This window comes from Pseudomonas sp. TREG-RG-20F-10-E-6-01 (assembly GCF_022662455.1).
GTDB lineage: Bacteria > Pseudomonadota > Gammaproteobacteria > Pseudomonadales > Pseudomonadaceae > Aquipseudomonas.
On record NZ_JAKNQP010000004.1, the window covers coordinates 167,936 to 188,196 of the forward strand.

At 62.2% G+C, this 20,261-nt stretch carries 21 protein-coding genes; 7 read left to right on the top strand and 14 right to left on the bottom strand.

The window, feature by feature from the left end:
• Nucleotides 1-6: 6 nt before the first annotated feature.
• Together L8K08_RS14905 and L8K08_RS14910 are read right to left on the bottom strand one after the other, a co-directional pair.
• On the bottom strand, nt 7-477 hold the full coding sequence (locus tag L8K08_RS14905) for a RidA family protein (RefSeq protein WP_242198236.1): 471 nt from the start codon (nt 475-477) through the stop codon (nt 7-9).
• Nucleotides 478-482: 5 nt separating this feature from the next.
• Complete coding sequence (locus L8K08_RS14910) at nt 483-692, bottom strand: DUF6434 domain-containing protein (protein ID WP_145161156.1); 210 nt, start codon at nt 690-692, stop codon at nt 483-485.
• A gap of 257 nt (nt 693-949) precedes the next feature.
• On the opposite strand from L8K08_RS14910, the gene L8K08_RS14915 reads away from it, so the two are divergent.
• Entirely contained in the window at nt 950-1,381 is a 432-nt protein-coding gene (locus tag L8K08_RS14915; protein WP_106578990.1) for a nuclear transport factor 2 family protein, read from the top strand.
• 29 nt (nt 1,382-1,410) lie between these two features.
• Here L8K08_RS14915 and L8K08_RS14920 read toward each other — a convergent pair whose 3' ends face one another.
• Nucleotides 1,411-2,736, bottom strand: coding sequence for a PLP-dependent aminotransferase family protein (locus tag L8K08_RS14920; protein ID WP_242198239.1), 1,326 nt, complete (start codon nt 2,734-2,736; stop codon nt 1,411-1,413).
• 89 nt (nt 2,737-2,825) lie between these two features.
• Between L8K08_RS14920 and L8K08_RS14925 the strand changes: the two genes are divergently transcribed.
• Nucleotides 2,826-3,716, top strand: coding sequence for a DMT family transporter (locus L8K08_RS14925; RefSeq protein WP_242198241.1), 891 nt, complete (start codon nt 2,826-2,828; stop codon nt 3,714-3,716).
• Here L8K08_RS14925 and L8K08_RS14930 read toward each other — a convergent pair.
• Nucleotides 3,713-4,279 (bottom strand): YceI family protein, encoded by a 567-nt coding sequence (locus tag L8K08_RS14930; protein ID WP_242198243.1) that lies wholly within the window; start codon nt 4,277-4,279, stop codon nt 3,713-3,715. The two genes, L8K08_RS14925 and L8K08_RS14930, sit on opposite strands and share 4 nt — an antisense overlap.
• Nucleotides 4,280-4,400: 121 nt before the next feature.
• On the opposite strand from L8K08_RS14930, the gene L8K08_RS14935 reads away from it, so the two are divergent.
• Together L8K08_RS14935 and yghX are read left to right on the top strand one after the other, a co-directional pair.
• On the top strand, nt 4,401-4,895 hold the full coding sequence (locus tag L8K08_RS14935; RefSeq protein ID WP_242198244.1) for a PaaI family thioesterase: 495 nt from the start codon (nt 4,401-4,403) through the stop codon (nt 4,893-4,895).
• A gap of 44 nt (nt 4,896-4,939) precedes the next feature.
• Nucleotides 4,940-5,827 (top strand): YghX family hydrolase, encoded by an 888-nt coding sequence (gene yghX, locus L8K08_RS14940; RefSeq protein ID WP_145161165.1) that lies wholly within the window; start codon nt 4,940-4,942, stop codon nt 5,825-5,827.
• A gap of 383 nt (nt 5,828-6,210) precedes the next feature.
• Here the strand turns inward: yghX and L8K08_RS14945 are convergent, their stop codons facing one another.
• Nucleotides 6,211-7,395, bottom strand: a complete 1,185-nt coding sequence (locus L8K08_RS14945) for a DUF2252 domain-containing protein (protein WP_145161167.1) — start codon at nt 7,393-7,395, stop codon at nt 6,211-6,213.
• 75 nt (nt 7,396-7,470) lie between these two features.
• Nucleotides 7,471-8,361, bottom strand: coding sequence for a LysR family transcriptional regulator (locus tag L8K08_RS14950; RefSeq protein WP_242198246.1), 891 nt, complete (start codon nt 8,359-8,361; stop codon nt 7,471-7,473).
• A 127-nt stretch (nt 8,362-8,488) separates the two neighbouring features.
• Here L8K08_RS14950 and ampC point away from each other — a divergent pair, with 127 nt between their 5' ends.
• A complete protein-coding gene (ampC, locus tag L8K08_RS14955) occupies nt 8,489-9,643 on the top strand; it encodes a class C beta-lactamase (protein ID WP_242198248.1) in 1,155 nt (384 codons plus the stop codon).
• A gap of 120 nt (nt 9,644-9,763) precedes the next feature.
• Here the strand turns inward: ampC and dctM are convergent, their stop codons facing one another.
• The 8 genes from dctM to L8K08_RS14995 form a co-directional block, all read right to left on the bottom strand.
• On the bottom strand, nt 9,764-11,044 hold the full coding sequence (dctM, locus tag L8K08_RS14960; RefSeq protein ID WP_071487261.1) for a C4-dicarboxylate TRAP transporter large permease protein DctM: 1,281 nt from the start codon (nt 11,042-11,044) through the stop codon (nt 9,764-9,766).
• Nucleotides 11,044-11,676 carry a TRAP transporter small permease gene (locus L8K08_RS14965; protein ID WP_242198250.1) on the bottom strand — a complete coding sequence of 211 codons (633 nt, stop codon included), beginning with the start codon at nt 11,674-11,676 and terminating at the stop codon, nt 11,044-11,046. Before L8K08_RS14965 ends, dctM begins: the two co-directional genes overlap by 1 nt.
• 177 nt (nt 11,677-11,853) lie before the next feature.
• Nucleotides 11,854-12,837 carry a TRAP transporter substrate-binding protein gene (locus L8K08_RS14970; RefSeq protein ID WP_145161183.1) on the bottom strand — a complete coding sequence of 328 codons (984 nt, stop codon included), beginning with the start codon at nt 12,835-12,837 and terminating at the stop codon, nt 11,854-11,856.
• 241 nt (nt 12,838-13,078) lie between these two features.
• Nucleotides 13,079-13,894, bottom strand: a complete 816-nt coding sequence (locus tag L8K08_RS14975) for a CoA ester lyase (RefSeq protein ID WP_242198252.1) — start codon at nt 13,892-13,894, stop codon at nt 13,079-13,081.
• 15 nt (nt 13,895-13,909) lie between these two features.
• Entirely contained in the window at nt 13,910-15,103 is a 1,194-nt protein-coding gene (locus L8K08_RS14980) for a CaiB/BaiF CoA-transferase family protein (protein ID WP_242198254.1), read from the bottom strand.
• Nucleotides 15,104-15,112: 9 nt separating this feature from the next.
• On the bottom strand, nt 15,113-16,462 hold the full coding sequence (locus L8K08_RS14985; protein ID WP_242198256.1) for an MmgE/PrpD family protein: 1,350 nt from the start codon (nt 16,460-16,462) through the stop codon (nt 15,113-15,115).
• A gap of 10 nt (nt 16,463-16,472) precedes the next feature.
• A complete protein-coding gene (locus L8K08_RS14990; protein WP_242198258.1) occupies nt 16,473-17,636 on the bottom strand; it encodes an acyl-CoA dehydrogenase family protein in 1,164 nt (387 codons plus the stop codon).
• Between the two features lie 27 nt (nt 17,637-17,663).
• On the bottom strand, nt 17,664-18,482 hold the full coding sequence (locus tag L8K08_RS14995; protein ID WP_242198261.1) for a MaoC family dehydratase N-terminal domain-containing protein: 819 nt from the start codon (nt 18,480-18,482) through the stop codon (nt 17,664-17,666).
• Between the two features lie 166 nt (nt 18,483-18,648).
• On the opposite strand from L8K08_RS14995, the gene L8K08_RS15000 reads away from it, so the two are divergent.
• Together L8K08_RS15000 and L8K08_RS15005 are read left to right on the top strand one after the other, a co-directional pair.
• On the top strand, nt 18,649-19,539 hold the full coding sequence (locus L8K08_RS15000) for a LysR family transcriptional regulator (RefSeq protein WP_145161196.1): 891 nt from the start codon (nt 18,649-18,651) through the stop codon (nt 19,537-19,539).
• Between the two features lie 32 nt (nt 19,540-19,571).
• Nucleotides 19,572-20,060, top strand: a complete 489-nt coding sequence (locus tag L8K08_RS15005; protein ID WP_145161198.1) for a GFA family protein — start codon at nt 19,572-19,574, stop codon at nt 20,058-20,060.
• The last annotated feature ends 201 nt before the right edge of the window (nt 20,061-20,261 follow it).

A 20,261-nucleotide genomic window follows, 5' to 3' on the forward strand; every position in this document is an offset into this window, starting at 1 on the left:
CCGGCTTCAACCGTGGGCGACAGCAATCATGTCGATCTCGACCGCTGCCGACTTCGGCAACTGCATCACCCCCACCGAGGTGCGGGTGTGCGTGCCAGCGCTGCCGAGGATTTCATGCAGCAGGTCCGACGCACCGTTGGCCACCTCGCTTTGCTGATCAAAGTCTTCGGCGCTGCGCACGTACACGGTGATACGTGCGATGGCCTTGACTTGATCCAGCGAGCCCAATGCCTGCTTGAGCAAGCCCATGCAACGCAGCGCGCTGATGCCGGCGGCGATTTGTGCCTGGGCCAGGGTCAGGCTTTCGCCGACTTTGCCAGGCAGCACGATCGTGTCGCCAACCCGCGGGATCTGGCCGCTGATGTACAGGTGGTGACCATCGCGCACCAAGGGTGTGTAGTTGCCGCCGATTTTGAACTCATCCAGTTGATAGCCGAGACGCTGCTGGGCCGCCTGGTATTTTTCGTCTGCTGTCATGCTCGTCAAACCTCGTTGCGACGTTGCCACTCATCCACCACATCGCCCAGGGTCTTGGGGATGTCGCTGCGAATCCAGGCCATGAAAGGCCGGTCGAACTTGAACCCCGGGCCGCAGTGTTCAAGCATGAAACGGCGAACGTTCTGGGTATTTTTGTAGTGGGGGGTGACGGGAGTAGCGCGGGTAATGACGTCGCTGTGCCAGTTAAAATCCATTTTCCCCTCGGGCGTTTTGTTGTGTCGGCAGTAGCATAGCGATGTGCTACTTGAGCAGGAAGCGGCAAGGCAAAACTCGCACCATCGGTTTCTGTGTTGAGATGTCGTACAAGACCTCGCCGGATTCATAACGAAACAATGCCCAACCCTTTCAAGATATTTCGAAATTTCACTTTCTTTCCCCATCAGAAATATTGCATGGTTGTACGACGACTTAAATCATCGTGCCCGACCCCAACAACAATAAGGAAACACCCATGCAAAACGTCAAAGTGCTGATCGGTTTTCTGTGCCTGTTCACCGGCTACGTCGCAGCTGCGCCTGCCCCCGCCGAAAAGGATGTGGCCCAAGCGGTCGACCAACTGACCCAAGCCATGTTGCACCTGGACCTCAAGCAGCTTCATGCGCTGACCTCCGACAAACTCACCTACGGCCACTCCAGCGGCAAGGTGCAGAACAAAGCGCAATTCATTGCTGATCTGGAAACCCACACCAGCGCGTTCAAGACCCTCGAAATGCAGAACCAGACCATTACCCTCGACGGCGACACCGCCCTGGTGCGCAACCACTTTCACGCACTGGCGGTGAACAGCGGCGTAGACACGCCAACCGACATCGACAACTTCCAGGTCTGGCAGAAGCAAAAGGGCAAATGGCTGCTGATCGGGCGTCAGGCTTACAAATACTGATGACTGGCGGTGAGCGAGCGCGCCTCAGCTCACCATTGCACCACCTCGCGAACCTTCACCAGCGCCTCGCGCAGCGCCGACATGCTCACCGAGCCCAACGCCAAACGCAGCGCGTGGGGCACGGTTGCCGAGACCGCAAACGGCTCGGCGGTCGACACCGAAATACCCTCGCGCTGCAAGGCCATGGCGATCTGATCGGCCCTGGCCTCTTCACCCAGCGGCAGCCACAGAAAATACGATGACGGGTGGCTGATGTAATGCACGCCCTTGAGCACGTGCGCCGCCAAGGCCTGTCGCGCGCTGGCATCTTGGCGCTTCTGCGCTTCCAGTTGGTCGACCGTGCCGTCCTCGATCCAGGCCACGGCCATCGCACTCATGACGCCGGGCACGTTCCAGGTGGTGGCCATGATGGTGCGTTCCAGTTTCTTTACCCAGGCCGGGGGCGCGGCAATAAAGCCGACCCGCAACCCGGTCGCGACGCTCTTGGAAAACCCGCCGACGTACACCGTGCGCTCAGGCGCCAGGGTTGCCAATGGCGGCGGCGCTTCTGCTGCCAGAAACGCGTAGGCCGCGTCCTCGATGAGCATCAGGTTGTGTTGTCGGGCAATGCCGACTAATTCCTCGCGCTGTTCCAGGCTCATCACCCAACCCAATGGGTTATGCAAGGTCGGAATGCTGTACACCGCGCGCACCGGGCGTTTGCTGCACAGGCGTTGCAGGGCGTCCAGATCCGGGCCACTGGCAGTGACCGGGATCGCGACGATTTCCAGGTGCAGGGTTTCGGCCAGCACTTTAAAGCCTGAATACGTCAGGGCATCGACGGCAATCACATCCCCCGGTTTGAGCAATGCCATCATCGTCACCGCCAAGCCGTGCTGGGCACCACTGACCACCAGCACTTGCTCGGCCTCCGCCACCAGCCCTCGGTTCAACAGGTGCCGCGCCACGGCCGCGCGCTCGTGCAGGCGGCCGGCATGGGGCTGGTAGCGCAGCAGCGCCTCCAGGTCGCCCGACAGCGCCAGTTGGCGCAACGCCGTGCGCAGCAAATCGGCCTGGCCTGGCAGCGACGGGTAGTTGAAATTGAGGTCGAGCATGCCCGTCGCCACCGTCATCTGCCCACTGCCCTGCCCCGGCGGCAACGAGATCTCGCGCACGAAAGTGCCGCGCCCGGTTTCGCCACTGACCAGGCACATCGCCTCAAGCTCGCTGTACACCCGGCTGGCCGTGACCAGCGCCAGGCCATGGTCGGCGGCCAATTGCCGGTGGGTGGGCAGACGCGTGCCGGGTGGCAGCGCACCGCTGCGAATATCCGCGGCAAAAGCATCGACCAGCGACTTGTAGCGAGCACGTGGCATAGGTGATGTATCCATGACAATTTTTTGATTGTCTTAATCTTCAATCCTAGGATGGCCAAACGCAACCTAACCTTTTCAGGCACGCCCTCATGGAACGCACCCTTCGCCTCAACAGCCTCGACAGCAGCACTCAAGGTTGGATCAACGGTTTTATTGGCGTGCTCATTTTCAGCGGCTCACTGCCGGCGACGCGCCTGGCGGTGATGGAGTTCGACCCGGTATTTTTGACCATGATCCGCGCCACCCTCGCCGCCGCGCTGGGGCTGTGCCTGCTCGGTGTGTTCAAGGAGAAACGCCCCGCGCGCGCGCAGTGGATGCCGCTGGCAGTCGTCGCGCTCGGTGTGGTGATTGGCTTCCCGCTGCTGACGGCACTGGCGTTGCAATACGTGACCTCGGCGCACTCCATTGTCTTCATCGGCCTGCTGCCGCTGGCCACAGCGGTATTCGGCGTGCTGCGTGGCGGCGAGCGGCCGCGCCCGGTGTTCTGGCTGTTTTCGATGCTCGGCAGCCTGTTGGTGATGAGTTACGCCGTCGCCCAAGGCTTGAGCGCCGCGCCCGTGGGTGACGTGCTGATGCTGTTGGCAGTGCTGGCATGCGGTTTGGGCTATGCCGAGGGCGCCAAATTGTCGCGCACCCTGGGCGGGTGGCAGGTGATCTGCTGGGCGCTGGTGGTGTCGCTGCCGGTGGTGGCGCCGCTGAGTCTGATCCTCGCCCCCGCGACCTTGAGCGGCATCAGCCTGCCGGCCTGGCTGAGCCTGGGTTATGTGGCGTTGTTCAGCATGCTCATCGGCTTTGTGTTCTGGTACCGCGGCCTGGCCCAGGGGGGCATCGCCGCCGTCGGCCAGTTGCAGTTGCTGCAACCCTTCTTTGGCCTGGCGCTGGCAGCGGGCCTGCTGCATGAGCAGGTCAGCCTCGGCATGGTGCTGGTGACGGTTGCGGTGATCGGCTGCGTGGCCGGTGCGAAGCGCTTCGCGCGCTAACGCTGCGGCGCAACCATCTTGAACTTGATGGTGATGTCGTTGGACACCACGCTGTTGCCCGCCCACTCACCTTCGCCAATCTTGAAGTCATCGCGCTTGAGCACGAACTCGCCGTCGAACACGCCGATGCCGCTTTGCTCCTTGAGCAGCACAGTGATCTCCACCGGCCGCGTGATGCCCTTGATCGTCAGGTTGCCGGTGATCGTGTAGCGGTTGTCGCCCAGCGCGGTGGCGCCGTTGGATTCATACACGCCGACCGGATAGGCCGTGGTGTCGAACCACGCCGGTTGTTGCAACTGGGTATTGGCGTCCGGGCTGCCGGCGTCGATGCTGGCGAGTTGGATCTTGAGCAACGCATGCGCCGCCTCGGGCTTTTGCGTATCGAACGTCAGGGTGCCTTCAAAGTCGCTGAAGGTGCCATACACCCGCTGCCCGAACTGCTGGAAGGTAAAGCTGATCTGGCTGGCGGTGCGGTTGACGTCTTTATATTCCACGGCCCGCGCGCTGGAAAACCAACCGAAGACGAGGGCCAGCAAAAACACCTTGGACATTCGACGCTTCATGAAACGCTCCGCGAGAGAAAAGGACACACGTGCTGAGCTAACACGCCATGGCATGGATTTATTCCCATCGGGCGCGCGTCCTGCTAAACAGAGTAGTCGCGAAAAACAATAAGGACTTTTCATGCCCACCCCTTCTCTGCAGGACACCACCGCCCCCGAAGGCATCTGCTACGGCTGTGGCGGCAGCAATCCACATGGCCTGCACATCAAAAGCCGTTGGGACGCCGATGGCGTCCATGTCATCGCCGAGCATCAACCCGAGGCCAAATACAGCGGCTGGCCCGACCTGGTCTACGGCGGCCTGATCGCCATGCTGGTGGACTGTCATTCCAACTGGACGGCCATGGCTTATCACTACCGCGCCGAGCAACGTGAACCCGGCAGCTTGCCGCGCATCGATTGCGTCACCGGCAATCTCGGCATCAAATTCATCAAACCCACGCCCATGGGCGTCACGCTGAGCCTGCGCGCGCGGGTTGAGGGCGAGGTGGGACGCAAAAGCCGCGTGGTCTGCGAGGTGTACGCAGGTGACGTGCTCACCGCCATCGGTGACTCGGTGTTCGTGCGCGTCGACACTGGGCAGCTGGCCGCTGCCGCGCATGGTCGCGAGGGCTGATCCTGGTCTACATTGATTGCCACCGCTAATCGAGGAATGCACCGATGACTCGTCTCACCGCGAAAGACTTTGCCCCCGAACTGCTGGAACTCTACGACGGCTACGCCCACGGCAAGCTCAACCGCCGCGAATTTCTCGACCGCGCCGCGCTGTTCACCTTCGGCGGCCTCACCGCCTCTGCGCTGCTGGCGGCCCTGAGCCCCAACTATGCGCTGGCCGAACAGGTCAAGTTCACCGACCCGGAGATCATCGCCGACTACATCACCTACCCCTCGCCCAAAGGCAACGGCACGGTGCGCGGCTACCTGGTACGCCCGGCCAAGGCCAGCGGCAAGGTGCCGGCGGTGGTGGTGGTTCACGAAAACCGTGGCCTGAACCCCTACATCGAAGACGTCGCCCGCCGCCTGGCCAAAGCCGGCTTCATCGCCCTGGCGCCGGACGGCCTCACCTCCATGGGCGGCTACCCGGGCAACGATGAAAAAGGCGTGGAACTGCAACAGAAAGTCGACCCCGAAAAACTCATGAACGACTTCTTCGCCGCCATCGAATGGCTGATGCACCACGACAACAGCACCGGCAAAGTCGGGATTACCGGCTTCTGCTATGGCGGCGGCGTGACCAATGCGGCGGCGGTGGCTTACCCCGAATTGGGCGCGGCGGTGTCGTTCTACGGCAAGCAGCCGGAGGCGAAAGATGTGCCGCGCATCAAGGCGCCGATCATGCTGCACTACGGCGAGCTGGATACGCGGATCAACGAAGGTTGGCCGGCGTATGAGAAGGCCTTGAAGTCGGCGGGCACGACGTACGAGGCGTACATCTACAAGGGCGCCAACCACGGGTTTCACAATGACTCAACACCCAGGTATGACGAGGCGGCGGCGAATCTGGCGTGGGAAAGAACCCTCGGCTGGTTCCACAAATACCTGGCCTGACCCCACTCTAAATGTGGAGGCTGTCTTGCCGTGGCGAGCGGGCTTGCCCCGCGTTGGGGCGCGAAGCGGCCCTGAAACCTGACGACGCGATACATCTGGAAAACCGCGTTGACGCTTCTGGGGCTGCTGCGCAGCCCAACGCGGGGCAAGCCCGCTCGCCACAACAAGCCAGCTCTCAGCTTAGAAATAAGGGGCGGACCACGCTTAATCCAAAACCGTGGTCTGACCCCGACTTTCACGATTTTCATTTTCAATTTTCACAGTAAAAAACTGTGGGAGCTGGCTTGCCTGCGATGGTGGTCTTTCAGTAACCAATAGGCTGGCTGACCCACCGTTATCGCAGGCAAGCCAGCTCCCACATTGGGTACGCGCAGTTTTCCAGATCAGTGTTCGAGCGCATACCGCCGACAATGGTTGAGATAACCCTGCTCATGGCTCCCCACCAACTGCACCACGCTGGTCCATAACCACGACGGCGCATCCAGCTGTTTCGAGCGGTTTTCCTGCAGCACCGCCATCCACTGCTTGCGCGTGTCGCGGTCCATTTGCCGGGCATGGGCGATGCCGACCACGCGGGCCAGGTAGCCGGCGGCGTGCATGGCGTCGGTTTCGCTGAGTTCATCCAGCTCCAGCTTCATGTCTTGGGGCAGCAGCTCGCGGATGAAGAATCCGTGATCCAAAAAGCGCGTCGCCAGCATGCGCTCACCCAAGCCCGGTGACAGCTGGCGCGCGCCTTCCACCACCCGTCGCCCATTGTCGCGGGGCATCTTCGCGCGCGGTGTACGCGGTGCAGCGGCGCCGACGGCTTCCTTGATATCGATCAGGCAATATTCCTGATCATCCTTGTCGCCCACGCCCAGCAGTGCCGCATAGCGCAGCAAGCCGAGGGAACTGCAGCCCTTGACCCAATAGGCTGAGTCCAGCAGCTCAACCTTGGCGTCTTTGGGCCGGCCTTTGAGCGAGGTGACCAACTGGTGGATTTCATCCGAGGCGCAGAGGGTTTGCAGGGCGCCCTTTTCTGCCCGCGACAATGCCCAGAAGTGCTTGCCCAGCGGAATCGTCGGCCGCACGTTTTCAATGCGTTCACGCGCCAGGTTTTTCCAGGTGCGCTCCACCGCGCTGCGCATGCCGGCCTTGACCTGGGATGGGCGTGGCGGCACTTCATCGGGCTTGTCTTTGAAGGCTTGTTCGTAGCCGCCGATCATCTCTTCAAGCATGCGCGCGGTGGTCACTCCCGGCAGGTCCGAGCCGCGTGCGGCGGTGGCCAACGACAAGGCCAGGCGCACCAGATCGTGGGCCGGGTTGCCGATCACGGTCTGGTCAAGGTCGCGGATGTGCATGTCGATACGGCCCTTGATATCGCCGGTCGGGCCCAGGTTGCCGGCGTGGCAATCGCCGCAGATCCAGATCGCCGGGCCGTGCGGCAAGCGGCGGCCTGGCTGGCTGTGCAGCCATTCGTAAAACTGCACCGTGCTGCCGCGCACATAGGCGTGGGCGGAGCGCGCCATCTTCAAGTTGCGCAGTTGCGTGAGGTGGGGCATGCGGTCGGCGGGGCGCGGGGTTTTCATGGATGAACTCAGTACGGGAGATACAGTAGAGCTTCGCCGCCAAGAGATGTTTCATTTTGTATCAAGATAGTGGCATTAAGACAGTTTTCCCGGCTGTGCACACACGTCCTGCAGCCACGCCTTGAACGCCAGCATCGCCGAGGTTTCGGCCCGCGACTGCAAGCGCGTCAGCCAATAACTGCCGGTGGTGATGCCGATGTCGAACGGCTGGCGGATCACATCGCTTTCCAGTTGCCGCGAAAACATAATCGCCGGCGCCAGCGCAACGCCGATGCCTTGCAGCGCCGCCTCCATCATTGCCAGTGAAGAGTCGAACACAATGCTGCGCGGTATCAGGGTATCGGCGGGCAAACCGACGGCCTGGAGCCACAGGCTCCATTCATCGGCGCGGTAGGAGCGCAGCAAGGTGTGTTTCAACAAATCCACGGGCGTGCGCAACTGCTCGGCAATGCTGGGCGTACACAGCACTGTCAACTGCGCCGCCAGCAATTCACAGGCGTCGGTGCCGTGCCAGGCGCCAGCGCCGAAGCGGATCGCGTAATCCAGGCCTTCGGCGGCCACGTCCACACGGTTGTTGTGGGTGGACAGGCGCAGGTCGATAAACGGGTAGCGCGCCTGAAAGTCCGGCAGGCGTGGCAGCAGCCAACCCACGGTAAAGGTGCCCACCGCGCCTACGGTGAGCACTTCGCGGTAATGCCCGCCTTCGAACTGGCTGAGCGTCTGGGCAATGCGGTCAAACGATTCGCGCACCACTGGCAGCAAGGTCTCGCCCTCACGGGTGAGCATCAAGCCGCGTGGCAGGCGCTTGAACAAGGTGACATTGAGCTGAGCTTCAAGGCTTTTCACCTGATGGCTGACCGCCGCCTGGGTCACACACAGCTCAATGGCGGCCCGGGTAAAACTCAAGTGGCGGGCCGACGCCTCGAAGGCGCGCAAGGCATTGAGCGGCAGATGGGAACGCAGCATGCTTGACCCCAGATTTTCTAATGGCTGGTGCGAGATATGATCGTTTGATCGCGGCCGGCAAACTGCCTACATTTGCCCCGCCTGCGCAGGCTTTCTATTTAATCGATCACCTCATGGAAGCGACATCATGCCCCAACTTTCTCTGTTTGGAGTGCGTAATTTAACCGCCCTGGCCGTATTCATCGCTGCCGGCAACTGCGTGGCGGCAACTGACCTGCAGGCCGTGGTAGACGCCCGCGTAAAACCGTTGATGCAACAACAGGCCATTCCGGGCCTGGCGGTCGCCGTGGTCCAGAACGGCAAGGTGCAATACTTTAACTACGGCACGGCCTCAAAAGAGACCCAGCAGCCGGTCAGCGAAAACACCCTGTTTGAAGTCGGCTCGGTGAGTAAAACCTTCACCGCCACCCTCGGCGGTTACGCCCAGGCGACCGGCAAGCTCAAGCTCTCCGACACCGCCAGCCAGCACTTGCCCGCATTGGCCGGCAGCGCCTTCGACAAGATCAGCCTGCTGCAGCTGGCAACCTACACCGCCGGCGGCCTTCCCCTGCAATTTCCCGACGCGGCCGACAGCGCCGAGACCATGCTCGGCTACTTCCAGCACTGGAAACCGACTTACGCACCGGGCGCACAACGCCTGTATTCCAACCCGAGCATCGGGCTGTTCGGCTATCTGGCGGCGCAAAGCCTGGGCCAGCCGTTCAATGTGGCCATGGAAAAAACCCTGCTGCCCAAGCTGGGCTTGACCAACACCCACGTCAGCGTGCCCGCGGACAAATCCGCGCTGTACGCCCAAGGCTACGACAACAACCAGAAGCCCGTACGCGTCAGCCCCGGCGCGCTGGACAGCGAAGCCTACGGCATCAAGACCAGCGCCCACGACCTGGCTCACTACGTGATGGTGAACATGCACCCGCAAACCCTGGAAAAGCCGCTGCAACAAGCGATTGCGACCACCCACGCGGGCTACTACACCGTGAACGGCATGACCCAGGGCCTGGGCTGGGAGCGCTACCCTTACCCGGTCACGCTGCAAGCCTTGCTGGAGGGCAACTCCACGCCTATGGCAATGGAGCCGCACAAGGTCAACTGGCTGACGCCCGCACAGCCGCAACCGGCCAATGTGCTGTACAACAAAACCGGCTCGACCGGCGGTTTCGGGGCGTACGTGGTGTACGTGCCGAGCAAGGACATGGGCGTGGTGATGCTGGCGAACAAGAATTACCCCAACGCTGAACGGGTCAAGGTGGCGCACGCGATCTTGAGCGCGATGGATCACTAAAGCCTCGCACACATCAACTGTGGGAGCGGGCTTGCTCGCGAAGGCGCCGTGTCAGTCGGTGAAGATGTTGACTGACACACCGCTTTCGCGAGCAAGCCCGCTCCCACATTTCTGAACGTGTTACATCCCCAGCCAGTGCGGCAACGCCAGCGAAATAAACGGCAAGTAAGTCACCATAATCAGGAACACCAGCAGGATCATCAGCCACGGCAATGCCGCGCGGATGGTCTGCCCCAGGGTGAGGCCGGTCACCGCCGAGGTCACGAACAGGTTCAATCCCACGGGTGGGTGCACCAGGCCGATTTCCATATTCACCACCATCACGATCCCCAGGTGAATCGGGTCGATGCCCAACTTCATGGCAATCGGGAAGAAGATCGGCGCCAGGATCAACACGATGGCCGAGGGCTCCATAAAGCTGCCCGCCACCAGCAACACGATATTGACCATGATCAGAAAGCCGATCGGCGTGAGGCCTTCAGAGATCACCCAAGCGGTGATTTCCTGCGGGATCTGTTCGGTGGTCAGCACGTGGGCGAACAGCATGGCGTTGGCGATGATAAACATCAGCATGATCGCGAGGCGCCCGGACTCCAACAACACCTTGGGGCAGTCGCGAAATTTCATGTCCTTGTAGATGAACAACGCCACGAACGCCGAGTACACCGCCGCCACCGCCGCGGCCTCCGTCGGGGTGAACATGCCGCTGTAGATGCCGCCGAGGATGATCACCAGCAACAGCAAGCCCCAGAATGCGCGGCGCGCACAGGTCAGCCACTCACGAAAGGTCGCACGCGGTTGAGCCGGCAGTTTTTTGATGCGCGCAACGATGTAGATCGCGACCATCAACATCAACCCCAGCAGCAAACCCGGAATGACACCGGCCATAAACAGCTTGCCCACCGAGGTTTCGGTGGCCGCCGAGTAAACCACCATCACAATCGAGGGCGGAATCAGAATGCCCAGGGTCCCGGCGTTGCAGATGATCCCTGCGCCGAATTCCTTCGGGTAACCGGAGCGCACCATGCCCGCCACGGCAATCGAACCCACCGCTGCCACCGTCGCCGGCGATGAGCCCGACAGCGCGGCAAACAGCATGCAAGCCAACACCGCCGCAATCGCCAGGCCGCCGCGGATGTGGCCGACACAGGCGTTGGCAAAGTCGATCAAGCGCTGCGCCACGCCGCCGGTGGTCATGAACGCACCGGACAACAGGAAGAACGGAATCGCCAAAAAGGTGTAGGCGTCGGAGGTTTCAAACAGCTTGATCGCCAGCGAACTCACCGAGTCCTGGCTGAACATCAGGATCGACACCGCGCCGGACAGCCCGAGGGAAATCGCAATCGGCACGCCGAGGAACATGAACACGAACAGCAGCAAAAACAGACAGAGCACGGCCATCAGTGACGCTCCTCATGGCTGCCGGCCAACTTGCTGGCCTCGCCGGCCTCGTCGGCCAGGCCCAACCCGACCTGACGGTGGGTAAAGATGCGGTAGAAAATTTCCAGGTAGCGGATGAACACCAGGGCGAAACCGATGGGCACGATGATCACAATATCGCCCACGTCCACGCCGTATTGGTCGAGGTCTTCGGCGCCAATATGGGCGGTCATTACCGCGCTCACCCACTTGTAGCTGGCGACCATGAACAGCCCCGCGTAGGCCAGGCAGCACAGGCACGCGAGCATGCCGAGCAAGCGTTGCACCGGCCGCCTGGTCAGCTTGACCAGCGCGTCCACGCCAAGGTGGCCGGCGGTGCGCACACCGTAGGAGATGCCGAAGAAAATCAGCCAGCCGAACATGGCCTTGGTCAGCGCCACGCTCCAGGTCATGTCCTGGGCCCAGGTCATGGTGTGGTCGCCCAGGGCGTTGAAGAAGTTGCTGCTCCACGCCCACTTGTCCGCCAGGGAAAAGAACAGCGTGTAGATGTTGTTGAGCATGACGTAGACAAATGTCACCAGGGTCATGGCGGCCAGCAGGAAGGCAATAAAACCTTCCTCCAGGTGCTCCCAGACGCGCCTTAGCGTTTGCATGGCAAAACCTCGCGAAGCGGGAATGATGTCGGGGTGGAAATCGGCTCAACCTGTGGGAGCCGGGCTTGCCCGCGATGGGAGCAGCTCGGTTCTGCAGATACACCGAGTTGCCTGCATCGCAGGCAAGCCAGCTCCCACATAAAGCCCTTTGCACCGTGAGTCCGGGTGCTCGCCCAACTACTGGTTGGACGCGTCCGCCGCCTTGATCAGGTCGGCGCCAATCTCGCCTTCAAACTTCTGCCACACCGGGCGCATGGCTTCGCGCCAGAGCTGGCGTTGCTCGGGGGTCAGTTCGATGATTTCGCTGGTCTTGGCGTCGATGATCTTCTGCTTGGCCGACTGGTTCAGCGCCTCGGCCTGCTTGTTCACCTCCACAGTGACCTCGAGCATGATCTGGTCCAGGGTGGTGCGGATGTCCGGCGGCAGGCCGTTCCAGAACGTGGCGTTGGTGATCACCATGTAGTCGATCAGGCCGTGGTTGGACTCGGTGAAGTACTTCTGCACCTCGTTGACCTTTTGGCTTTCATAGTTCGACCAGGTGTTCTCGGTGCCATTCACAGTGCCGGTCTGCAGGCCTTGGTAGACCTCGGCAAAGCTCATCTTGCGCGGGTTGGCGCGGATCGCCTTGAACTGCTCCTCAAGCACGCTGGAGGCCTGCACGCGGAACTTCAGGCCACGGGCGTCCTTGGGTTCGTGCAGGGCTTTGTTGGAGGAGAGTTGCTTGAGGCCGTTGTGCCAATAGGCCAGGCCGAGGATGTTTTTGTCTTGCATCGAGGTCAGCAGGGCTTTGCCCTGAGCGGCCTGGAAGCGGTCGACGGCGGCCAGGTCGTTGAACAAAAACGGCAGGTCGTAAATCTGCACTTGCTTGGTGTACTGCTCGAACTTGGCCAGCGACGGCGCCAGCATCTGCACATCGCCCAGCAGCAGCGCTTCCATCTCCTTGCCGTCGCCGAACAGCGACGAGTTGGGGTACACCTCAACCTTGACGCGGCCCGGCAGGCGCTCTTCGGCGAGCTTCTTGAACAGCAGCGCGCCCTGACCTTTGGGGGTGTTTTCGGCGACCACGTGGGCGAACTTGATCACAATCGGGTCCGCCGCCTGGGCCAGGCCCGCGGCAAACAACGTGGCGGCGCACAGCAGCGCCCGAGAAAGCTTGAGCATGGACAATCACCTTCTTATTGTTGTGTTGTAGGGCAAGGTGCCTGATGTCACGTGTGTAGTGAATTTCGAATTTTAGATACCTGCGTTCGGCTAGGACGAACGCCAATCTTCAGAACAATAAAGATCAAGTGTGGGAGCTGGCTTGCCTGCGATAGCGGTGTGTCAGGCAGTGGATTTGTTAGCTGAACCACCGCAATCGCAGGCAAGCCAGCTCCCACAGTTTTTGATTCGGTTTCGTCAGCTATATCTTGGCCGCCAGCAACCTCTGCGCGCGCAGCAGCACCGGCGCATCCACCATCTGCCCATCAATCTGATAGGCCCCTGCCCCGTGTGCGCCGGCATCCACCACGCGTTTGGCCCAGGCCAAATCATCGGCGCTCGGCGCCAGGGCCTCGTGGATCACCGCCACCTGCCTGGGATGAATACACAGCGCGCCGGCAAAGCCCATCTCGTAGGCGTGCCGGATCGAACGCCGTAAACCTTCAGGGTCATCGATAGCCGGGTGCACGCCATCCAGCGGCGCGACCAGCCCTGCCGCACGCGAATGCACGATCAACGCCAGGCGTGCCTGGTCGAGGGCGAACTGCGCGGCCGCGGAATGGCTGCTCAGGTTCAAGTCCAGCGCCAGGTCCAGGCCCCCGAACGACAGGCGCTCCACCTGCGGCGCCCGAGCGATTTCAGCCACCGCCAACAAACCCCGCGCACTTTCGATAATCGGCCAGATCATTTTGCCGGTGGCCGCCACCACCGCCACCTGCGCCGCGCTCTCGACTTTGGGCAACAGCACGCCTGCCACATTTGCATGGGCTTTGCAGAACGCCACGTCTTCGAAATGCTCGGCATGCTCCGGCGCGTTGATACGCACCCACACCTGCGCCTCGGGATGGCCTTGCAGAAACGCCCCGAGATTATCCCGCGCCTGGCGTTTGAGCGGCTCTTCGACCGCGTCTTCAAAATCGACAATCACCGCATCGGCGCCACTGGCCAACGCTTTGGCAAACCGCTCCGGGCGATTGCCGGGCACAAACAAGGCCGAACGAACCAAAGGCTTTGGCATCACTTGAATTCCTTATTAGATAACGCCGCGCGCGCGCAGGCTGTCGATGGCATCGACCGAGTAGCCAAGCCGATCGAGAATGCTCTGGCTGTGCTGCCCGAGTGCCGGCACAGCGTCCATTCGCGGCGTGAACGCGGCATTGCGCGCCGGTGGCAGCAGCGACGGCAACGGCCCGGCCGGGCTCTGGACTTCACGCCAGCTGTCGCGCGCCTTGAGCTGCGGATGGTCCCACACGCCCTGCATGTCGTTGACACGCGCACTGGCAATCTGCGCGTCTTCCAAACGCTGGATCACCGCCTCGGCGTCCAGCTGCGCAAAGCTATCGACAATGATCTGGCGCAGCACTTCACGGTTGGCCGAACGCTTGAAGTTGGCCGAGAAACACTCATCGGTGGCCAATTGCGGCGTGAGCAGCACCTTGTCGCAGAACGCCGCCCATTCGCGTTCGTTCTGCAAACCAAGCATCACCGTGCCGCCGTCGCCGGTGGGGAATGGCCCATACGGGTAAATCGTCGAGTGCGCCGCCCCGGCGCGCGGGGGTTGCGGCGCGCCGTCGAACGCGTAATACATCGGGTAGCCCATCCACTCCACCAGGCTTTCGAGCATGCTCACGTCGATGCGGCTGCCCTTGCCCGTTTTGCCGCGCAGCAGCAGTGCCGAGAGGATGCCGCTGTAGGCGTACATGCCCGCAGAGATATCGGCGATGGAACAACCGGCCTTGGCCATCTGGTCGTCACCGGGGCCGCCGGTCACCGACAGAAAGCCGCCCTCGCTCTGGATCAGCAAGTCATAGGCCTTTTTCTTCTCGTAAGGCCCGCCTTCGCCATAGCCGGAAATATCGCAGACGATCAGCCGTGGGAAACGCGCGTGCAGCGCTTCAAACGACAAGCCCATGCGCGCCGCCGCGCCGGGTGCGAGGTTCTGCACCAGTACGTCGGCGTCGGCCAGCAGGGTGTCGAGGATGGCGCCCGCCTCGTCCTGCTTGAGGTCCAGGGTCAGGCTTTCCTTGGAGCGGTTGGTCCACACGAAATGCGAGGCCAGGCCGCGCACGCGCTCGTCGTAACCACGCGCAAAATCACCGGCGCCAGGGCGTTCGATCTTGATGACGCGGGCGCCCAAATCGGCCAATTGACGTGTGCAGAATGGCGCGGCAATCGCGTGTTCCAGGCTGACGACAGTGATGCCGTCCAGCGGTCGTTGATTATTCATCACAAATCCTCAAAGCCAGTGGGCCATGGACGCGGCGTTACGCAGGTTCCAGGCCTTGTCGATCAGTGCATCCGCCTGGGCCGGTGAGCGGGCGCCGCTGAAGTGGGTCAGGCGCTGGAACTTGTCCGCCAGCGCCTCACGGCTCAAGGTGTTGCCCGGGTCGCCCTTGGGCTCATCAATGGCGCCGTGCAACGTACGGCCGTCGACCGTGGTGACGGTGACACGGCCCAGCCAGCGTTGCGGGTAGGCGTCGTCCACTTCAGGGTCCAGCGTCATGCTGACCTTGTCGCGAAAGCTCGCAACGGCGGGATCGGTCAGCGCCAGCTGGTGAAACTCGGTGAGCCCGGCCTTGCCATGCACGGCGATCAGGCCGAGCACCGTGCCCATGGAAAACTTGGCCTGGTGCACGGTCGCGGGCACTGCCACGCGGCCCAGGACATCAATGGCGCCCTGGTGCACACGGGTTTGCACGCGGGCGATCTGCTCAGCGCCCAGCCCTTCGCGCTTCATCAAATCCAACAGCGCATCGGCGGCAGGATGGGTGTGGCGGCACGAGGCGTGAAACTTGAACGAGGTTTCCAGCAGCGCCCAGCGCGTGCCCAGGTCGGCCGACAATTTGCTCGGCTGCGCGTCACTGGACATGCCCGCCGCCAACCCTTGGTCGCCTTCAAGAATATTGCGCGCGCCGGTCAGTCCGTCTGCGGTCAGGTACGCGGCGAGCAAGCCATCGGCGGCAGCCTTGGCGGTGTGCAGTTGCTTGGAGTCGGCGGCATCGCGCAGGAACTCCCAAAGGCCGGCGGCCTGAGTGCCGGCGCTGCCGAGCAGGTTGATGAATTGTTCTTCGTTGAAATCCAGCAGCTTGCCCACCGCAACGGCCGCCGCCAGGGTGCCGACAGTCGCCGTGGTGTGGAAGATACGGTAGTGAGAACGCCCCATGAATTCGCCGATGCGAATCCCGGCTTCATAACCGGCCACCGACGCCAGCAGCAACTCGCGGCCGGATTTGCCGAGGTCTTGCGCGGCGGCCAAGGCAGCCGGAAACACCACGGTGGCCGGGTGCAGCACCGAGCTGTTGTGCAGGTCATCCTGCTCCACCAGATGGGACGCGGCGCCGTTGACCAGCGCGGCGAAATACGCGCTGCTGCTGGCGCCACTGACGATGATCTGCGCCGGACCGCTGCTCGGGCCCATCTTTTGTGCGTAGCGCTCGAACAAAGGAATCGGGTGCGCGCCCTTGCTCGCCAATGCAGAGGCGAGCCAATCCAGGTAAAGGTCTTCGGTGCGCGCCAGCACGTTTTCGGGCAACTGTTCGTAGTTCAACTCGGCGAGGAACCGACACAGGGCTTGGGTATGGCTCATGGTCAGGCCCTCAGAAGCTGCGTGGCAGTTCGAGCAAATGCTCGGCCACGTAGGACAGGATCAGGTTGGTGGAGATCGGCGCCACCTGGTACAGGCGGGTTTCGCGGAATTTGCGCTCCACGTCGTACTCGCAGGCAAACCCGAAGCCGCCGTGAGTTTGCAGGCAGGCGTTGGCCGCTTCCCAGGACGCCTTGGCTGCCAGGTACTTGGCCATGTTGGCGCTGGCCCCGGCATTCTGGCCGCTGTCGTACTCCGCGCACGCGCGCCAGCGCATCAGGTCTGCCGCTTCGATCTCGATGTGCGCTTCGGCAATCGGGAACTGCACGCCCTGGTTCTGCCCGATAGGCCGGCCAAATACCACGCGGTCGCGGGCATAGGCGCTGGCCTTTTCGATAAACCAGCGGCCGTCGCCGATGCATTCGGCGGCAATCAGCGTGCGCTCGGCATTCAGGCCGTCGAGGATGTATTTGAAGCCCTTGCCCTCCTCGCCGATCAAGCTGCCCTTGGGCAGCTCCAGGTTGTCGAAGAACAGCTCGTTGGTTTCGTGGTTGACCATGTTGGCGATGGGCTGCACGGTCAGGCCGTTGCCGATGGCTTCGCGCAGGTCCACCAGGAAGATCGACATGCCCTCGGACTTTTTCTTCACCTCGGCCAGTGGCGTGGTGCGCGCCAGCAGGATCATCAGGTCGGAATGCTGCACGCGTGAGATCCAGACTTTCTGGCCATTGATCACGTATTTGTCGCCGCGCTGAATCGCGGTGGTCTTGATCTTGGTGGTGTCGGTGCCGGTGGTGGGCTCGGTGACACCCATCGATTGCAGACGCAGTTCGCCGCTGGCGAGCTTGGGCAGGTAGAAGCTTTTCTGCGCGTCGCTGCCATGGCGCAGCAAGGTGAACATGTTGTACATCTGGCCGTGAACCGTGCCGGAATTGCCGCCGCAGCGGTTCACCTCCTCAAGAATCACCGAGGCTTCAGCCAGGCCCAGGCCGGAGCCGCCGTATTCTTCCGGGATCATCGCCGACAGCCAGCCGGCGTCGGTCAGGGCTTTGACGAAGGCTTCGGGGAAGCCTTTTTGTTCGTCGATCCTGCGCCAGTAAGCGGCATCGAATTCGGCGCACAGGGCGCGCACGCCTTCGCGGATGGCATTGAGTTCTTCGTTGTCATTGGGGTTCATTAACGGCTCTCCGCCTGTTGTTCTGGTTTATTCGAAATGCAGTTCGGCTGTTTGCGCCACGCCCTCGGCATTGCCGGCCCACAACTGCGCCACGCCGGGTGCCGTCAGGCGCCCGCTCAGCGCAAACGGCTGCGGCGCGATCAACGGGCGCACGCCGCGATAGGCCAACCGGCGCAGGCTGGCTTGCGGATGGGCGCGGCAAAACGCGCGCAGGCTCAAGGTGGCGATCAACGGCCCATGCACCACCAGGCCCGAATAGCCTTCGGTGCCGGTGACGTAGGGGTAGTCGTAATGGATGCGGTGGCCGTTGAAGGTCACGGCGCTGTAGCGAAACAGCAGGGTTGGCGTGGGCTCGACGGTCTCCTGCCATTCACCCTGGGCCAGTGCCTCGCCGCTGCCCTGCTTGGGTGGCGTGGGTTCGCGGTAGACAATGTCCTGTTCTTCGCGAATCGCCAGGCGACCGCCCTGGGAATAGTCATGGCGCACGGTGACAAACAGCAGCGAACCGGTGCGGCCGGTCTTTTCTTCGACCTGAGTGATGGTCGATTCGCGGGTGGCCGCCTCACCGGCGCGCAAGGCGTGCAGGAACTCGATGCGCCCACCGGCCCACATGCGATTGCGGTTGTCCGCCGGCGGCAGGAAGCCGCCACGCGCCGGGTGGCCGTCGGTGCCCAGGGCCGATTCGGGCAGCGGGTCTTGAAAAAAACACCACTGCCACAACGGTGGAACGGCCTCGCCATCCTGGGGCACCGCTTCGCCGAAGGTCGCGGCAATACGCTTGAGCAGGTTGTGGCTCAGGTGGTCGTGGGCGGTTTCACTTCGGCCGATCCAATCGGTGGCGCTCATCGGGTACGCATCCTCTGGCAGTGGTGGTCTGCCCCGGATCATGCAAGCGCCTGCCCGTTCTGAGAATTTGCATTTCAATAAACCAGCGTTCGGTTATGCTGAACGCCGCTTGTCACACCTCCAGCTCCCACAATTGATCTTCACCGTTGCCGAATAGGTGTTCTGCATGCACTTCGATCTCGCCGACCTGCGCCTGTTTATCCATATCGCCGAATCCCCCAGCCTGACCCAAGGCGCGAAACGCGCGTTTCTCTCGCCCGCTGCCGCCAGTGCGCGGATCAAGGCGCTGGAAGGCCAACTCGACACGCGCCTGCTGTACCGCGACAGCCGGGGCGTGGAGATCACCCCGGCGGGCGAACGCTTGCTGCACCATGCGCGGCTGATCATGCGCCAAGTGGATTACCTCAAGAGCGAGTTCACCCAATACGGCGTGGATTCGGCCGGGCATATCCGCATCTTCGCCAACACCACGGCGGTCACCGAGTTTTTGCCGGAGGTGCTGGCGGGCTTTCTGTCCCAGCGCCCCGGCGTGACCGTCGACCTGCAAGAGCGCCTGTCCCGCGATATCGTGCGCGGTGTGCTCGATGGCACCAGCGACATGGGCATCATCGCCGGGCCGGTTGAAGCGGCAGGTTTGCAGGTGCTGCATTTCAGTACCGATGAACTGGTGCTGATGGTGCCCGTGGGTCATCCGTTGGCTGACCAGCCTTCAGTGACGCTGGAACAAACCCTCGCGTACCAACATATCGGCCTGCACGAAGGCAGCACGCTGTTAACCTTTTTGCGCGAGCACGTGGAACGGCTCGGCAAGCATTTGTCGCTGCGTATCCAGGTGTCGAGCTTTGAGGCGATCTGCCGGATGGTCGAGGCTGGCGTGGGCATCGGCATCATTCCCGAGTCTGCCGCCGTGCGGCACAGCCGGACCATGCAGTTGGTGGCGGTCAAACTGGATGAACCCTGGGCCATTCGCGAGCGCAGTATTCTGGTGCGCGAACTGGAAGCACTGCCGGGCACCATTCGGGCGCTGATTGCTACCCTGATGCCGCAAAGCGCCTAAGCTGAACAGTCACCTTGCCAGAGGAGACTGCCATGCAACTCGAAGGATCCTGCCATTGCGGTGCCGTAACGTTCAGTCTGACCAGCCAGCACCCGTACCCCTACCAGCGTTGCTACTGCTCGATCTGCCGCAAAACCCAAGGCGGCGGCGGTTATGCGATCAACCTTGCCGGTGATACGCAAAGCCTGAAGGTTCAGGGGCGCAAACAGATTTCGATCTACCACGCCAGGCTCAAGCCCGAGGGCGCCAGCCGTGCACATGCGAGCACCGCCGAACGGCATTTTTGCTCGCAATGCGGCAGCGCACTGTGGCTGTTCAGCCCGCAGTGGCCTGAGCTGATTCATCCGTTCGCCTCAGCCATCGACACGCCGTTGCCGGTGCCGCCGGAACACACGCACTTGATGCTCGGCTCCAGGGCGCCCTGGGTTGAAGTCAGCGTGCGCAAAGGCGACCTGCAGTTCGACGAATACCCCGAAGAATCCATAGCCCAATGGCACGAACGCCTCGGGTTGACCCGTTAACAGTCTTTGACCGTTTCCCGACAAAGCGCCCAAAGATTGTTGGCCCGCGCAGCCCTAGCATTCGAAGTGCATCAGGTAGATAGGTGTGCTGCTCGTTTGTACTCGGTCAAATGTGGGAGCGGGCTTGCTCGCGAAAGCGGTATGTCAGTGACACATGAGCTGACTGAACCACCGCCTTCGCGAGCAAGCCCGCTCCCACAG

Bases quoted from the DNA above. Each gene is read 5' to 3' on its own strand.
- L8K08_RS14905 (WP_242198236.1), bottom strand. From the start codon at position 477: ATGACAGCAGACGAAAAATACCAGGCGGCCCAGCAGCGTCTCGGCTAT.
- L8K08_RS14910 (WP_145161156.1), bottom strand. From the start codon at position 692: ATGGATTTTAACTGGCACAGCGACGTCATTACCCGCGCTACTCCCGTC.
- L8K08_RS14915 (WP_106578990.1), top strand. From the start codon at position 950: ATGCAAAACGTCAAAGTGCTGATCGGTTTTCTGTGCCTGTTCACCGGC.
- L8K08_RS14920 (WP_242198239.1), bottom strand. From the start codon at position 2,736: ATGCCACGTGCTCGCTACAAGTCGCTGGTCGATGCTTTTGCCGCGGAT.
- L8K08_RS14925 (WP_242198241.1), top strand. From the start codon at position 2,826: ATGGAACGCACCCTTCGCCTCAACAGCCTCGACAGCAGCACTCAAGGT.
- L8K08_RS14930 (WP_242198243.1), bottom strand. From the start codon at position 4,279: ATGAAGCGTCGAATGTCCAAGGTGTTTTTGCTGGCCCTCGTCTTCGGT.
- L8K08_RS14935 (WP_242198244.1), top strand. From the start codon at position 4,401: ATGCCCACCCCTTCTCTGCAGGACACCACCGCCCCCGAAGGCATCTGC.
- yghX (WP_145161165.1), top strand. From the start codon at position 4,940: ATGACTCGTCTCACCGCGAAAGACTTTGCCCCCGAACTGCTGGAACTC.
- L8K08_RS14945 (WP_145161167.1), bottom strand. From the start codon at position 7,395: ATGAAAACCCCGCGCCCCGCCGACCGCATGCCCCACCTCACGCAACTG.
- L8K08_RS14950 (WP_242198246.1), bottom strand. From the start codon at position 8,361: ATGCTGCGTTCCCATCTGCCGCTCAATGCCTTGCGCGCCTTCGAGGCG.
- ampC (WP_242198248.1), top strand. From the start codon at position 8,489: ATGCCCCAACTTTCTCTGTTTGGAGTGCGTAATTTAACCGCCCTGGCC.
- dctM (WP_071487261.1), bottom strand. From the start codon at position 11,044: ATGGCCGTGCTCTGTCTGTTTTTGCTGCTGTTCGTGTTCATGTTCCTC.
- L8K08_RS14965 (WP_242198250.1), bottom strand. From the start codon at position 11,676: ATGCAAACGCTAAGGCGCGTCTGGGAGCACCTGGAGGAAGGTTTTATT.
- L8K08_RS14970 (WP_145161183.1), bottom strand. From the start codon at position 12,837: ATGCTCAAGCTTTCTCGGGCGCTGCTGTGCGCCGCCACGTTGTTTGCC.
- L8K08_RS14975 (WP_242198252.1), bottom strand. From the start codon at position 13,894: ATGCCAAAGCCTTTGGTTCGTTCGGCCTTGTTTGTGCCCGGCAATCGC.
- L8K08_RS14980 (WP_242198254.1), bottom strand. From the start codon at position 15,103: ATGAATAATCAACGACCGCTGGACGGCATCACTGTCGTCAGCCTGGAA.
- L8K08_RS14985 (WP_242198256.1), bottom strand. From the start codon at position 16,462: ATGAGCCATACCCAAGCCCTGTGTCGGTTCCTCGCCGAGTTGAACTAC.
- L8K08_RS14990 (WP_242198258.1), bottom strand. From the start codon at position 17,636: ATGAACCCCAATGACAACGAAGAACTCAATGCCATCCGCGAAGGCGTG.
- L8K08_RS14995 (WP_242198261.1), bottom strand. From the start codon at position 18,482: ATGAGCGCCACCGATTGGATCGGCCGAAGTGAAACCGCCCACGACCAC.
- L8K08_RS15000 (WP_145161196.1), top strand. From the start codon at position 18,649: ATGCACTTCGATCTCGCCGACCTGCGCCTGTTTATCCATATCGCCGAA.
- L8K08_RS15005 (WP_145161198.1), top strand. From the start codon at position 19,572: ATGCAACTCGAAGGATCCTGCCATTGCGGTGCCGTAACGTTCAGTCTG.